The following is a 14,215-nucleotide window of genomic DNA, read 5'->3' as shown; positions in this document are numbered from 1 at the left end:
GCGTTGATATCCACATAGTCACGTGGTCATGTGCGTTAGATTCCTCCTATGCAATCCGAAGACGGCGCGGATTCCTCCGTACTCGATGTCCTCGAGAAGCAGATCCTGCACGCGCTGGTGACCGATGCGCGCATCCCGTTCGCCAAGCTCGGCGCGATCCTCGGGGTTTCGGAGCAGACGGTGGCGCGGCGCTACCGATCGCTGCGGCAGCGCGGCATCCTGCATGTGGCGGGGCAGGTCAACACGGTGCCGCTCGGGCATGCGCGCTGGGTGATCCGGCTCCGATCCACTCCGGACAAGGCGGCGCGGCTGGCCGAATCGCTGGCCCGCTTTCCGGATCTGAGCTGGGTCACCCTGCTGTCCACCGGATCCGAGGTGACGTGCGTGAGCAGGCCGCGCTCGGTCGAGCGGCGCGACAAGTTGTTGATGCAGACGTTGCCTCAGGCCAGTCAGGTGATCGGACTGACCGCCCATGAGGTGATCCACCGCTTCCCGCTCGACGAGGAATGGCCGCATTTCGGGCACCTGTTCACCGCGGCGCAACTGCGCGAACTCGGCCCGCGGCCGCTGTGGCGGGCCGATACGGGACCGGAAGCGCCGGTGGAACTTTCGGCGCAGGACGAGGCGATGCTGGCACTGCTCGGTCGTGACGGTCGCGCGCCGTACGCCCAGATCGCCACCGAAATCGGTTGGACCGCGACGAAAGTGGCGCGCCGCATGGCCGAACTAGTCGAATCCCGGGTGCTGTATTTCGATCTCGATTTCGCGATCGAACGGATGGGGTACGCCGTGCGGGCGGCGCTGTGGCTACGCACGCGACCGGCGGATCTCGAGGCCGTGGGCACCGCGATGGCGACCCATCCGGAGATCGTTTTCATTGCCGCGACCACGGGGCCGACCAATCTGATGGCGTCGTTGATGTGCCGCGATACCGCACACCTCTACCGGTACGTCACGCAGCGGCTGGGTGCGCTCGACGGGATCACGGATGTGGAGGTGACGCCCGCGTTGCGGGTGTACAAGCAGGCGCAGACGTTGCTGGACAGTGATCGGATTTCGCTGGGGCGGTGATGGGGGTGTTCGGCGCTCAGAAAGGGGCTGCGATCGGCCGTAGCGCGGCGGTTGCTGTGGTCGGGAAGTTCGCGGCGCGTGTTGTCGGGCGCGTCGCTTGACTCGAACATCTGTTCGTCTAGGCTGGTCGTCAGAACTTGTCGGTGCCGCCCTCTAATGTGGGCGCCAACCAAGAACGAGACTTACCCGTCGAGAAGGGGATCAGGATATGGCACCACAGGCGTACGACCGTGATAAGGCGCTCGAGCTGGCGCTGGCTCAGGTCGAGAAGAGCTTCGGCAAGGGCGCGGTCATGCGTCTCGGCGAGGAGGCCCGCCAGCCCATCTCGGTGATCCCGACCGGATCCATCGCCCTGGACGTGGCGCTCGGTATCGGCGGTCTGCCGCGCGGCCGCATCGTCGAGGTCTACGGCCCGGAGTCCTCGGGTAAGACGACCGTCGCACTGCACGCGGTGGCCAATGCCCAGGCCGCGGGCGGTGTCGCCGCCTTCATCGACGCCGAGCACGCGCTCGATCCCGACTACGCCCGCAAGCTGGGCGTCGACACCGACGCACTGCTCGTCTCCCAGCCCGACACCGGTGAGCAGGCGCTGGAAATCGCCGACATGCTGGTGCGTTCGGGCGCGATCGACATCATCGTCATCGACTCGGTGGCCGCGCTGGTACCGCGCGCCGAAATCGAGGGCGAGATGGGTGACAGCCACGTTGGTCTGCAGGCGCGCCTGATGAGCCAGGCGCTGCGCAAGATGACCGGTGCGCTGAACAACTCCGGCACCACCGCCATCTTCATCAATCAGCTGCGCGAGAAGATCGGTGTGATGTTCGGTTCGCCCGAGACCACGACCGGTGGTAAGGCGTTGAAGTTCTACGCTTCGGTGCGCCTGGATGTGCGCCGCATCGAGACGCTCAAGGACGGCAGCGATGCGGTCGGCAACCGCACCCGCGTGAAGGTCGTGAAGAACAAGGTCTCGCCGCCGTTCAAGCAGGCCGAATTCGACATCCTCTACGGCCATGGCATTTCCAAGGAGGGCTCGCTCATCGATATGGGTGTCGAGCAGGGCTTCATCCGCAAGTCCGGCTCCTGGTACACCTACGAGGGCGACCAGCTCGGCCAGGGCAAGGAGAACGCCCGCAAGTTCCTGCTGGAGAACACCGACGTCCGCGACGAGGTCGAGAAGAAGATCAAGGAAAAGCTCGGCATCGGCGCCGACGTGACCGCCGACGGCGCGGCCGCCGAGGTCCCCGCCGACTTCTGATCCGATGCCCCCTCGGCGCCCAGCCCCACACCCCACCGGGCCCGCACCCGATACAACGCGGCCCGACCCGGTAACCGAGGCCCGCCACCGCCTGAACGAACTACTCTCCGCCTCAGGCCGCCCACCCATCTCAACCCCCGCCGGATCCGGTTCGGGCGAGCCCGAACCAGGGCGGGTGCACTGGTCCGAGGGCGGTTCGGAAGCCGCTGGTTTCCAGGTGGGCGAGCCTGAGTCCAGGCGAGTCCAGCAGTCCGCAGGGGCTGCCGGGCTCCGGTCGGGTGGTTCCCAGCGGAGCCGTGGTCGGCGGTCCGAGATCGAGTCGGAGGCTGTGGATTTCCACTCGGACGAGCACGAGTCGGGCCGGGGCCAGTGGCTCGAGGGGGATTCGGAGGGATCGGGGTTTCGGGGGAGGGGGCAGGGGGATAGGCGGGTCCGGTTGGCCGAAGGTGGTTTGGCCGATTCGGACATCATGGGAACTCGGTCGAGCGCGCCCGATCCGCAGCGGGTGCGCTCGACTGGGTCCCGGCGCGGTCGCGGGCGCCGGAACGAATTCCGGCGCAACGACTCCCACTCGGCTGACTTACAGAGTTCCGAAGGCCGATGGGCGGATCCGGTGGCGGCCGGATCCGAGGAAGGTGCGTCCTCGACTGGCACCGGTGCGAACCGGTCCCGTGTGGAGCGCACTCCCCAAGGCGGGACGGTCGAGCAGGCGAAGGAGGCGTGTCTTCGCCTGCTCGCCGTCCGCGCCCGCAGCCGTGCCGAACTGGCGCAGCGTCTCGCGGCCAAGGGCTTTACGCCTGAAATCACCGAACGCGCCCTGGACCGCTTCACCGAGGTCGGCCTGATCGACGATGCCGCCTTCGCGGAACAATGGGTCCAGTCCCGCCACACATTCTCCGGCAAGGGCAAACAAGCTCTTGCCCAAGAACTTCGCCGCAAAGGCGTCTCCCAATCCGACGCCGCCTGCGCCCTCGACGCCATCACCGCCGACGACGAGGAACAACGCGCCACCGAACTGGTCCGGCGCAAACTACGCACCATGCCCACAAACCTGGACCGCGACAAAACGATCCGCCGCCTCGTCTCCATGCTCGCCCGCCGCGGCTACAACCAATCCACAGCCTTCACCGTCGTGAAAGCCGAACTCGCACAGGCCCAGTTCGACACGCCGGACCTCGACTGAGCCTGGCAGCACGCCCCGCCCACCTGCGTGAGGTCTTGGTCGCCCACGTGACTCTTGCTCGAGGCACATGTGCGGCCGCGCGTGTGCGTGGTGAACAGGGGCCGGCTCGGGCTGCGGACTGGCTTCAGTGGTTAGAGCTGAAGGGCGGGGGTGAGAACTTCTTCGCACCATTGGCGGAAGGTGGTGGGGGTTGTGGATTGGGGGGTGCGGGGTTCGGCGTTGTCGAGGCCGTTCTCCTTTGCCTCCAGCATGTCGTACATGCCCTGGGCCATGGCCTCGGACATGCCGGATTCGAGCATTGTGGTCTTGTAGGCCTCGCCGGAGACTTGTTGGAAGCGGATCGGGCGGCCGAGCACTTCGGACATGATTTGCGCCATGTCGTTGTTGGACAAGTCCTCTGGGCCGAGTACAGGGACGCTGTCGTATCCACTCCACGAGTCGTCGAGCAGCAGTTCGGCGGCGACGGCGGCGATATCGCGGGTTGCGCAGGTGGGGCGTTTCAGATCGGGGGACAGCGGTGCGAAGAATATGCCCTGAGTCTTGATTACTTCGACTTGGCGAAGCAGATTATCCATGAACGAGGGCATCGCCAGCGCTCGGTAGCTCACGCCGGTACTCGCAATCAGATCGTCCATGGCCAGCGACGCCGTGACCAGTCCGGCGTTCCCGACCACCGCTGACCCGCGACCGATGGATGAGACTCCGACCACTCGCTCGACACCCTGACTCTTGAATGCCTCGCACGCGGGCCGTGTGAAGTCCAGAACCGCGGCTTCGAGGCTCGCGCCACGATGGACGGGGGGCAGCAACCAGAACACGGCGTCGGCGTCGGCGAACGCCTGGGTGACCACATCAATATCGCTATGCGATCCGGTTACGACTTCGACGTGCTCGCGGATGTGCGCGGGCAGGCGTGCTGGATCACGCACGATAACGCGGACCGGCGCGCCGCGGTCGAGGAGATGGGGGAGGACCTGACGGCCGATGGCGCCGGTAGGGGTAGTAACAACGATCATGACAACCTCTGCTCGAGTGATTTGGCACTGGCCAGTCAAGTCGGCGCGGCACCGAACCTGAAGGACCGATTCGATAAGCGTTGATACCGTGGGGATATGAGTGATCTGGAGGTTCGGCAACTCCGATACTTCGTGGCCGTCGCCGAGGAACTGCATTTCGGACGCGCAGCCGACCGACTGGGGATGGCGCAACCACCCCTCTCGCGGGCGATCCGGGAACTGGAACGTCAGCTGGGCGTTCAACTTTTCGAGCGCACCACCCGACACGTCGTGCTCACCCCGCCCGGCGAGACCTTGCTCCGCGACGCGCGGACCGCACTCGATGCCGTCGCGGCGGCTGCTGAGCGTGCCCGGCACGTCGGCAGGCCCGCACCGGGGCTACGGCTCGCGCTCAAAGCCGACTACGACGCCGGACTCCTGCCACAGATCTTCGAGACATATCACCTCGAGGACGCGGCAGTTCCGGTGGAGTTGATGTTGGGCGGTCGGGGCGAGCAGGTCCCGGCCCTTCGTCAGGGCCGCGCAGATGTCGCCCTCCTGGCCACCCCATTCGACGACCGTGGTCTGGATGTCGAACCGCTGCTCACCGAACCCCGCCTGGTCGCGCTGGCCGCATCCGATCCGCTCGCCGCCCGGACCACCCTGTGCCTTGCCGACCTGGCCGGTCGAACGCTCCCCGACGGAACTCCCGCCGACCGCGACGGCCTCGCCCCGCCTCCCGAACCCCCACGTCCGGTCCTGGATCTGGCGCAGCTGTTCAACTTGGTCGAACTGGGCAACATCATCTGGTTCCCGCCCACCTCGGTCGCTCGCCGCCACCCCCGCCCCGGGATCGCCTACCGCCCTGTCGCCGACCTCAAACCAACGGCCCTCGCGATAGCCTGGCCGCAAAACTGCCACTCACCCGCGGTAGCGGCCTTCGTCCGCGCAGCCACCGCCGTAGCAGCGGCCACCTACCCACCCGAATCCGCAATACCCGCCGAAACTTTCACCGCTGCCTCGCACTCCGAAACCGAAGAACTCCGCAGCACCGTGCACTCGTCCTGATCACCAACCACCTGATCGACGTGCCCCGCGCATACGCTGGGCTCCCGCACCCCCTGTGACGGCCGCACACCCGCGCATACCGGGTGTGCGGCCGTCCCAAAAGGGGGTGAAAGCCTCCGCGCCACCAGTGCTCTCGTCCTGATTACCGCGACCGATTGCGCGCCACTCACCCGATCGACGCGACGATAACCCAACCGCTGCACACTGGAATCTGCACGCGCTTGGTATCAGCCGCACGCCCCCGATACTGCGTGTGCGAAAGCCGAGTCAGCCCGAAATGGGTCTGAGCGTGCACGTTCCCGCGAAATCTGGCGATCTCAGCTGGATTCGGGCGAAGGTGCGCGCTCAGACCCGTTAGGCCACGGACTCACGGCTTCTGCGTGATATCCATCCCCGGAGTCGCATCGGCCAGAATCGAGTCGGCCGCCACGACGCCGGCACCCTTGGTCCGCTTGCGCGAGCGCAACCGCTGCTCCAGCTTATTGGCCACGATCGTCAACGTGCTGTTCAGCAGAATCATCACGACGGCGACGACCATCAGCGCGGGCACCGTGTTGCGTTCGGCCGCACCGAGTTGCGAGCCCTGACGCACGATCTCGAGGTACGTGATCTGGTAACCGAGCGCCGAATCCTTCAGCGCCACAACCATTTGCGAGATCAAGGCGGGCAGCATGGCGGTAATCGCCTGCGGCAGCAGGATCAACCGCATCAGCTGCCCCTTGCGCAGACCCAGCGCCACCGCGGCCTCGGTCTGCCCCTTCGGCAGCGATTTGATGCCGGCTCGCACGATTTCGGCGATGACCGAACCGTTGTAGACCGTCAGCGCGATCACCACGGCCCACAGCGCAAGCTGATCGACCTTGAACACCTTGTAATCGGAGAAGACGTAGAACAGGAAGATCATCAGGATCAGCACCGGAATGGCCCGGGCCACTTCGACGATCGCTCCCGCCACCCAGCGCACCACCCGGTGATCCGACAGGCGAAGGATGCCGAAGACCATGCCGATCACCAGCGCGAACACAATCGACAGCAGCGCCGCGATCAGGGTGCCGCGCAGGCCGGGCAGCAGATAGGTCTTCCAGACGTCCGCCTCGATGAACGGCTTCCACTTCTCCGCGGTGAACTGGCCCTTATCGGCGAAGCCGCGGTAGAACACCCAGCCGAGTGCCAGCACCGCGACAATCGCGATGACGGAATAGATTTGATTTCGAATGCGCGCGCGGGGCCCCGGCGCATCGAAAAGAACCGAAGCACTCATCGAGCCACCTCGAATCGCTTGGCCAGCCAGCCGAACAGCAGGCCGGTCGGCAGGGTCAGGATTACGAAGCCGAGTGCGAAGATGAAGCCGATGGTGATCAGAGCGGCCTCGTTCTCGTTCATCTTGGCCATCAGGGTCGCGGCCTCGGCGACGCCGATCGCCGAGGCGATCGTCGAGTTCTTGGTGAGCGCGATCAGCACGCTGCCCAACGGGGCGATGACCGAGCGGAATGCCTGCGGCAGCACCACGATTCGCAGATTCTGCGTAAAGGTGAAGCCCAGTGAGCGGCCCGCCTCGGACTGGCCCATCGGCACGGTGTTGATGCCCGAGCGCAAAGACTCGCACACGAATGCCGCTGTGTAGATGCTGAGTCCGAGTACGGCGTAACGGAAGTTGTTCTGCGCCAGCGAGTTCGGGCCCTCCGGTGCGAGCTTCCAGCCCATGGTGGAGTAGAGGCCCAGTGAGCAGAACACGATGATCAGCGTCAGCGGGGTATTGCGGAAGATGGTGACGTAGGCGGCGCCGAGAAAACGGGCGACCGGCACGGGGGACACGCGCATCGCGGCGACGAATGTGCCCAGGATCAGGGCGAGGACCGCCGACGACGCGGCCAGTTTGATGGTCACCCAGAAGGCGCCGAGGACGTCATACCTCGAGATCAGGTCGAACACTGTGCTCGCGTCCCTCCGATCGGATTGTGCGGCGGCCGGAGATCGTCCTTCCGCGCGCGATGTACAGGTTGCTCGTAGCCAAGAGATCGGGTGGCCCGTGCAGGCCACCCGATCACGTATCTCAGTACCGGTTCACCGTCGGCGGCGTGGGCGCCTGGTAGCCGGAGACGCCGACCGTGGAGTCGAACGCCTTCTTCCAGGACCCGTCGGCGATCATGGCCTCGATCGCGTCGTTGACCTTGTCACGCAACTCTTTATCGCCCTTCTTCAGGCCGATGCCGTAGTTCTCTGTGGTGAACGGTTTGCCGACGACCTTGAACGTGCCCGCGCTCTGCGCGGCGTAACCGGCCAGGATGATGTCATCGGTGGTCACCGCGTCGTACGAACCGGCCTGCAGGCCCTCGAGGCACAGCGAGTAGGTGTCGTTGGTCTGCAACTGCGTGGCGGGGTAGTTCTTCTCGATGTTCTGGGCCGGGGTGGAGCCCTTCACCGAGCAGACCTTCTTACCCTTCAGATCATCGGGACCGTTGATGCCGGAGTTGTCGGCCTTCACCAAAAGCGCCTGGCCCGCAACGTAATACGGCCCGGCGAAGTCGACCTTCTGCTTACGCGCATCGTTGATCGAGTAGGTCGCGACGATGTAGTCGACCTGACCGTTCTCGATCAGCGTCTCGCGCTGACCGGATGGGGACTCCTTGAACGTGATGTTCTCCGGCTTCACACCGAGCTTGCCCGCGACGTACTTGGCGACCTCGACGTCGAAGCCGCTGTAGGAGCCGTCTTTGTTGCGCAGGCCGAGGCCCGGCTGGTCGAATTTGATGCCGACGGTGAGCTTTCCGTCCTTGGCGTTGTCGAGTGCGGACTTGTCGCTACCCCCGCCACAGGCGGCGGTGGTGGCGGCCAGCGTCAGGGCTATCGCCCCGATGCCGAGTCGAAGCGAACGGTTGATCCTCATCGTGTTCCTTCTCCCTCTGGTGATTTCGGTGGCCGAGGTCTTTACGTTTGCGGTGATTGCTCGGTTCAGTGGCTCAGAATCTTGCCGAGGAAGTCCTTGGCACGGTCGGACTTCGGCGCAGTGAAGAACACCTCGGGTGTGTCGTCCTCGACGATCAGCCCGTCCGCCATGAAGAGCACCCGGTTGCCCGCCTTGCGTGCGAAGCCCATCTCATGGGTGACGACCAGCATCGTCATCCCCTCCTTGGCCAGCGACACCATGACGTCGAGCACCTCGTTGACCATCTCCGGGTCCAGCGCCGAGGTCGGCTCGTCGAACAGCATCACCTTCGGGCTCATCGCCAGCGCGCGGGCGATCGCCACGCGCTGCTGCTGGCCGCCGGAGAGCTGCGCCGGATACTTATCGGCCTGATTGGCGATCCCGACACGCTCGAGCAGTTCCATCGCGCGCTTGCGGGCGCCCTCCTTTTTCACCTTGCGGACCTTCAGCGGCGCGAGCATCACGTTCTCGACGATCGTCTTGTGCGCGAAGAGGTTGAACGATTGGAACACCATGCCGACATCGGCGCGCAGTGCGGCGAGCGCGCGGCCCTCGGCGGGCAGTGGTACGCCGTCGATGGCGATATCGCCGGAGTCGATCGGCTCCAATCGGTTGATGGTGCGGCACAGCGTCGACTTCCCGGACCCCGAGGGGCCGAGAACGATGACGACCTGTCCCTTGGGGACTTCGAGGTTGATATCGCGCAGCACATGGAGGTCACCGAAGTGCTTTTCCACATTGCGCATCGAAATCATCGGCGCGCTCGTAGCGGTACTGCCCTCATCAGAACTAGCTGCCCCGGTTTTGGCCAACCCGATTGTGTCGGGCGTGGTGGCGTCGTCGGTCATGGTCCAAGACCTTAAGCGGAAAACGGCGATTTGCCCGGGTTTCGGCGACACACCGTCACGCCGCGCCGATACGACACAGCGCCGTAACCCTTCCGATGCGACCCGGCCGGGGCCCGGAGCCTGCGCCGATGCGCTGAAAACCCGCGTTGCGCACCCCCGTACCCTGGACGGGTGGATTCGATCGGACAGGCAGTGTTGTCTCCCGCCCCTGCGGCCGCGGACGGCGCACGCAGTTACGAGGTCCGCACCTTCGGTTGCCAGATGAACGTGCACGATTCCGAACGCTTGTCGGGCCTGCTCGAGGATGCGGGTTATGTGAAGGCCGCGCCGGGTGCGACGGCCGACCTCGTCGTCTTCAATACCTGCGCGGTGCGCGAGAACGCCGACAACAAGCTCTACGGCACTCTCGGCCACCTCGCCCCGATCAAGGCCGACCGGCCGGGCATGCAGATCGCCGTCGGCGGCTGCCTGGCGCAGAAGGACCGCGACACCGTCGTGCGCAAGGCGCCGTGGGTCGATGTGGTATTCGGCACACACAACATCGGATCGCTGCCGGTGCTGCTGGAACGCGCGCGGCACAATGCCGAGGCACAGGTGGAGATTCTGGAATCGCTGGAGGCATTCCCGTCGAGCCTGCCCGCCAAGCGCGAATCCGCCTATGCCGGTTGGGTTTCGATCTCGGTGGGCTGCAATAACACCTGCACGTTCTGCATCGTGCCGTCGCTGCGCGGCAAGGAGGTCGACCGCCGTCCGGGCGATGTGCTCGCCGAGGTGCAGGCGCTGGTCGACCAGGGCGTCCTGGAAGTCACGCTGCTCGGCCAGAACGTGAACTCCTACGGTGCGTCCTTCGCCGATCCCGACGAGACGCGTGACCGCGGTGCCTTCGCCAAACTGCTGCGCGCGGCCGGGCGCATCGATGGGCTGGAGCGAGTGCGCTTCACCTCGCCGCATCCGGCCGAATTCACCGATGACGTGATCGAGGCGATGGCCGAGACGCCGAATGTCTGCCCGCAGCTGCATATGCCGCTGCAGTCCGGTTCGGATCGGGTGCTGAAGGCGATGCGCCGGTCCTACCGCAAGGCGCGCTACCTCGGCATCATCGAGAAGGTGCGGGCCGCGATGCCGCATGCCGCGATCACCACCGACATCATCGTCGGCTTCCCCGGCGAGACCGAGGAGGATTTCCAGGAGACCCTGGATGTGGTCCGGCAGGCGCGGTTCACCAGCGCCTACACCTTCCAGTACTCCAAGCGTCCCGGCACACCCGCCGCGGATATGCCCGACCAACTGCCCAAGGTGGTGGTGCAGGAGCGCTACGAGCGGCTCATCGCGCTGCAGGAGGAGATCTCCCTCGGTGCGAACAAGGCGCTTGTCGGCACCGAGGTCGAACTGCTAGTCGCCGAGGGTGCGGGCAAGAAGAACGCAGCGACCGCCCGCATGAGCGGCCGCGCCCGCGACGGCCGACTCGTGCACTTCCGCCCTGAAGGCGCTGCGGAAAAGATCCGCCCCGGCGACATCATCACCGTCGACATCACTGAAGCGGCCCCGCATCACCTGATCGCCGACGCCCCCATCAAAACCCACCGCCGCACCCGCGCAGGCGACGCCCACGAACGCGGAATCACCCCCAAAACCGACCCCATCGGAGTCGGCCTCGGCCTCCCCCGCATCGGCGCTCCCGCGCCCGAACCCGTCGCCTCAGGCTGCTCAACCGGCTGCGGCGCATGAGTCCCCGGTCGGGTGACGACGATCTGACGCGTGCTGGGGGAGCGGACCCCGCACCTGGTGGGCTCGAGTCGGATTCGCCTGGTGCGCAGGCTGATCGCGGGGACCGTGCAGGTGAGAGTGCCGCGCTGAGCGGTGCACGCCGCGAGGTCGCGCCGAGCTCACCCGAGATGAATTCGCTCGGAGCCGGTAGGACGCGTGCGGGCGATCCCAAGGGCGACCACAGCGGTGCCTCGAATGCGGGCGAAGGCTGCGTGGATTCGCGTGTTGGGGAGGACTCAGGACCGGGCGAAGGCCCTTCGGACTCGCGTGGACGCAAGGTTGGCGCGGATTCAGGACCCGGCGAGATCGGCGCGGATTCGAGTGCGGGCAAGGGTGGCGCGGATTCGGGATCGGGCGTGGGCGCTGCGGGTTCGCGGGGAGGCGAGGGTGGCGCGACGGATTCGGGACCCGGCCAGGATGCCGCGGACTCGCGATCTGGTGCGAGGAATGCGAGTACTACCGGACGTAGTGGGGTGGCTGCGGGGGATGGGGGCGGTGATGGCACAGTGGATGCGGGTAAGGCAGCGGAGCAGGGATCAGCCGAAGGAGACGAGGGCGCAGTGAACTCGGTCGAGAGCAGTAATGGCTTCGAGCAGTTCAAGGACGATCTCGACGCCGTCGAGCGGCGCATTGCGGGGGAGATCGACCCCGGGGTGCGCGCGATGGTGGTCGCGGGTGCGGTTTTCCTGCTGCTGTTTTCGCTCGTGTTGTCACATGCGGGCGGTGCGCGCGGATTCGATGTTCTGCTCGGCACCGATGCCGCGCGCGCCGAGCACATCGGTCTGCCGTCGCGGATCTTCGTCTGGTTCGCCGTCCTCTTCGGCATCGGCTTCTCACTGCTGGCGCTGATGACCCGCCGTTGGGTCCTCGCCTGGATCGCGGTCGCCGGTTCCGCGATCGGCAGCGTCTTCGGCGTCTTCTCGATCTGGCACCGCCAGACCCCCGGCCTCGGCAACTACCACGGCGCAGGCCCAGGTGTCGGCCTAATCCTCGGCGCCATCGCCATCATCGTGCTGACCTTCCACTGGATCCGCGTCGTCTGGAGCCGCACCGCCCTGCAACTTGCCGCAGAGGAACAGCGCCGCAACGCCGCAGCCGCCGCCGAGGAACGTGACCGCCGCCGCCTCACCGGCGACTCCTAACAGCGCACCCCTACGCTCGAGGATGCACTTTCCCGGCGACCCGGTCAGTATCGCCTCATCCGCCGCATAGGTAGGGCGTCCGGCCGAACCTCAGTGTCGCACTGGCGAGCATTGGATCTGTTGCCCGCTGGACGATTTCGTGGTGATCGGCCTCGATCTGACGGCTCCGGCGATCTGGCCGCCGCCGAGGATCTCACTTGCCGTCGCGGCGAATCCGTTCCGCCGATACAGATTTCGTGAGAGGTACCTCCGGAGACGGGCATTATCCCGCGAGAGCCCGAGATCAAGCTGCGGAAGACACGCGGCGCTGGCCTCCAAGGTGCCTGGATGCCACGCTGTCTCGCCTGCGAGAGGGTCGCATCGACGGCCAGGTGCCGATCACACCCGAGTTCGTAAAGCGCTCGCGCAGCCGACCGAAGCGATCCGCGCCAGCGCATGGCGGTACAGGATCAGCGGTTGCTGACTGCGCCTTCTGCGGCCTCGGCCCACTCACGCCACTGTTTGGCTTGCTCCAGTGCCTTCTCCGCATCGCGCTTGTTGCCTGCCGCGGTTGCCTTGGCGGCCTGTTCCTCGAATTGGGCGACTCGTTCGCGGAATTGGGCGGCTCGGGCCATGGCCTCGGGATCGGTGCGGCGCCATTGGGCGTCGGCCGCGTCGCGAACGCGCTTTTCGATGGTGCGGAGTTTGCCTTCGAGTTCCTGGATGCGTTCGCGTGGGACCTTGCCGATCGCGTCCCATTTGTCCTGGAGTTCGCGCAGGGCGGCGCGGGCGGCGTCCAGACCGGTGGCGGGATCGATGTGTCCGTAGGCTTGCAGCAGTTCTTCCTTGGCGGCGGCGTTCTGCTCGAATTCGGCGTCGCGCTCCGAGACGGCGGCATTGCGCGCGGCGAAGAATACGTCCTGGGCGCTCTTGAAACGCCGCCACAGCGCCTCGTCGGCCTCACGTGGCGCCCGGCCCGCGGCCTTCCACTCGGCGAGTAGATCGCGGAACACACCGGCGGTGCCGACCCAGTCGGTGGAGCCGGAAAGTTCCTCGGCGCGCACGCAGAGTTCTTCCTTGCGCGACTTCGCGGCCGCGCGTTCGCGGTCGAGTTCGGCGAAGTGTGCGCCGCGACGGCGGTTGAACGCCTCACGCGCCTTGGAGTAGCGCTTCCACAATGCATCGTCGACCTTGCGGTCCACGCCGCGGATGGACTTCCACTCGTCCAGGATTTCCCGCAGCCGATCGCCCGCGGCCTTCCACTGCGTGGATTCGGTGGCGATCTTTTCGGCCTCGGCGCAGAGTGCTTCCTTGCGCTCGGTGTGCTCGTGCCTGGCCTTTTCCTTCTCCTCCTTGGCGTGGACCGCCGCCTCTTCGGAGTGTTCGGCAATGGCCTGCAGTCGCTGGCCGAGCCCCTCGACATCGCCGATGACCGCCGCGGTAGGCAGCGATTCGGCGATGGCGACCGCGGCCGCCTTGGTCTTGCGGGCATCTGCCCCGGCGGCCAGTCGCGCCTCGAGCAGCGCTACCTCGGTGGCCAGATCGTCGAACCGACGGCCGAAGTGCGCCAGTCCCTCGGCGGCGTCGCCGGCCTGCCAGGATCCGACGACGCGCTCGCCCTCGGCGGTCTTCACCCATGCGGTGCCGTCGTCGTCGACGCGACCCCACGCACTGGGATCGCTGGCAGTCGGGACGATGACCGGATGCGGATGCTGCTGCGCGGCCTGCCCCGGGGCCGGTTTGACCGCATGCGGCTTGGGATGGGCCGCAGACCCGCCCGGTTTGGGGGCCGCGGCTGGTTTCGGGGCGGCGGAGGGTTTAGGCACGGCGGCCTTCGGGGAATCCGAGGGGCGCGGCGTGCTGCCGGGGGTCGCTTTCGCCGTTCCGTTGCTCTCGCTCATTGCTCCTCGTCCCTGCCGCGCGTCACGGCTGCCTGGTTACGCCCTAGCTCACTCCATTGAACCCGGTCCGAGCCCTGTAA

At 66.3% G+C, this 14,215-nt stretch carries 12 protein-coding genes; 6 read left to right on the top strand and 6 right to left on the bottom strand.

Annotation, left to right across the window (positions count from 1 at the left end; all coding sequences use genetic code 11):
* The first annotated feature begins 48 nt into the window (after positions 1-48).
* The 3 genes from OIE68_RS16615 (at position 49) to recX (ending at position 3,509) form a co-directional block, all read left to right on the top strand.
* Entirely contained in the window at positions 49-1,071 is a 1,023-nt protein-coding gene (locus OIE68_RS16615) for an Lrp/AsnC family transcriptional regulator (RefSeq protein WP_327100254.1), read from the top strand.
* Positions 1,072-1,279: 208 nt separating this feature from the next.
* The gene (gene recA, locus OIE68_RS16610) at positions 1,280-2,326 is read left to right on the top strand and encodes a recombinase RecA (protein ID WP_327100253.1); all 1,047 of its coding nucleotides are present in this window, start codon (positions 1,280-1,282) and stop codon (positions 2,324-2,326) included.
* Between the two features lie 613 nt (positions 2,327-2,939).
* Positions 2,940-3,509, top strand: coding sequence for a recombination regulator RecX (gene recX / locus OIE68_RS16605; protein WP_327100252.1), 570 nt, complete (start codon positions 2,940-2,942; stop codon positions 3,507-3,509).
* A gap of 131 nt (positions 3,510-3,640) precedes the next feature.
* Here the strand turns inward: recX and OIE68_RS16600 are convergent, their stop codons facing one another.
* Positions 3,641-4,525, bottom strand: coding sequence for an NAD(P)H-binding protein (locus tag OIE68_RS16600; protein WP_327100251.1), 885 nt, complete (start codon positions 4,523-4,525; stop codon positions 3,641-3,643).
* A 96-nt stretch (positions 4,526-4,621) separates the two neighbouring features.
* Between OIE68_RS16600 and OIE68_RS16595 the strand changes: the two genes are divergently transcribed.
* Positions 4,622-5,572 carry a LysR family transcriptional regulator gene (locus OIE68_RS16595; protein ID WP_327100250.1) on the top strand — a complete coding sequence of 317 codons (951 nt, stop codon included), beginning with the start codon at positions 4,622-4,624 and terminating at the stop codon, positions 5,570-5,572.
* A gap of 367 nt (positions 5,573-5,939) precedes the next feature.
* Here OIE68_RS16595 and OIE68_RS16590 read toward each other — a convergent pair whose 3' ends face one another.
* The 4 genes from OIE68_RS16590 to gluA all read right to left on the bottom strand — a co-directional run bounded on the left by OIE68_RS16590 (position 5,940) and on the right by gluA (position 9,253).
* Positions 5,940-6,833, bottom strand: a complete 894-nt coding sequence (locus OIE68_RS16590) for an amino acid ABC transporter permease (protein ID WP_327100249.1) — start codon at positions 6,831-6,833, stop codon at positions 5,940-5,942.
* Positions 6,830-7,504, bottom strand: a complete 675-nt coding sequence (locus tag OIE68_RS16585) for an amino acid ABC transporter permease (protein ID WP_327100248.1) — start codon at positions 7,502-7,504, stop codon at positions 6,830-6,832. The genes OIE68_RS16590 and OIE68_RS16585 overlap by 4 nt, the downstream gene beginning before the upstream one ends.
* A 121-nt stretch (positions 7,505-7,625) precedes the next feature.
* Positions 7,626-8,459 carry a glutamate ABC transporter substrate-binding protein gene (locus OIE68_RS16580; protein ID WP_327100247.1) on the bottom strand — a complete coding sequence of 278 codons (834 nt, stop codon included), beginning with the start codon at positions 8,457-8,459 and terminating at the stop codon, positions 7,626-7,628.
* Positions 8,460-8,524: 65 nt separating this feature from the next.
* Positions 8,525-9,253 (bottom strand): glutamate ABC transporter ATP-binding protein GluA, encoded by a 729-nt coding sequence (gene gluA / locus OIE68_RS16575; protein WP_327101702.1) that lies wholly within the window; start codon positions 9,251-9,253, stop codon positions 8,525-8,527.
* A gap of 264 nt (positions 9,254-9,517) precedes the next feature.
* Here gluA and miaB point away from each other — a divergent pair, with 264 nt between their 5' ends.
* Together miaB and OIE68_RS16565 are read left to right on the top strand one after the other, a co-directional pair.
* Positions 9,518-11,074, top strand: coding sequence for a tRNA (N6-isopentenyl adenosine(37)-C2)-methylthiotransferase MiaB (miaB, locus tag OIE68_RS16570; protein WP_327100246.1), 1,557 nt, complete (start codon positions 9,518-9,520; stop codon positions 11,072-11,074).
* Between the two features lie 599 nt (positions 11,075-11,673).
* Positions 11,674-12,255 (top strand): hypothetical protein, encoded by a 582-nt coding sequence (locus OIE68_RS16565; RefSeq protein WP_327100245.1) that lies wholly within the window; start codon positions 11,674-11,676, stop codon positions 12,253-12,255.
* 449 nt (positions 12,256-12,704) lie between these two features.
* Here the strand turns inward: OIE68_RS16565 and OIE68_RS16560 are convergent, their stop codons facing one another.
* On the bottom strand, positions 12,705-14,135 hold the full coding sequence (locus OIE68_RS16560; protein ID WP_327100244.1) for a DUF349 domain-containing protein: 1,431 nt from the start codon (positions 14,133-14,135) through the stop codon (positions 12,705-12,707).
* Positions 14,136-14,215: the final 80 nt, after the last annotated feature.

Origin of the sequence: Nocardia vinacea (assembly GCF_035920345.1) — a bacterium.
GTDB lineage: Bacteria > Actinomycetota > Actinomycetes > Mycobacteriales > Mycobacteriaceae > Nocardia > Nocardia vinacea_A.
The sequence above is the reverse complement of the archived record's forward strand: the minus strand, read 5'-3'. Positions and strand labels throughout refer to the sequence as shown.

What these genes read in the sequence shown, in the direction of transcription:
- OIE68_RS16615 (WP_327100254.1), top strand. Translation starts at nt 49, where the DNA reads ATGCAATCCGAAGACGGCGCGGATTCCTCCGTACTCGATGTCCTCGAG.
- recA (WP_327100253.1), top strand. Translation starts at nt 1,280, where the DNA reads ATGGCACCACAGGCGTACGACCGTGATAAGGCGCTCGAGCTGGCGCTG.
- OIE68_RS16600 (WP_327100251.1), bottom strand. Translation starts at nt 4,525, where the DNA reads ATGATCGTTGTTACTACCCCTACCGGCGCCATCGGCCGTCAGGTCCTC.
- OIE68_RS16595 (WP_327100250.1), top strand. Translation starts at nt 4,622, where the DNA reads ATGAGTGATCTGGAGGTTCGGCAACTCCGATACTTCGTGGCCGTCGCC.
- OIE68_RS16590 (WP_327100249.1), bottom strand. Translation starts at nt 6,833, where the DNA reads ATGAGTGCTTCGGTTCTTTTCGATGCGCCGGGGCCCCGCGCGCGCATT.
- OIE68_RS16580 (WP_327100247.1), bottom strand. Translation starts at nt 8,459, where the DNA reads ATGAGGATCAACCGTTCGCTTCGACTCGGCATCGGGGCGATAGCCCTG.
- gluA (WP_327101702.1), bottom strand. Translation starts at nt 9,253, where the DNA reads ATGATTTCGATGCGCAATGTGGAAAAGCACTTCGGTGACCTCCATGTG.
- OIE68_RS16560 (WP_327100244.1), bottom strand. Translation starts at nt 14,135, where the DNA reads ATGAGCGAGAGCAACGGAACGGCGAAAGCGACCCCCGGCAGCACGCCG.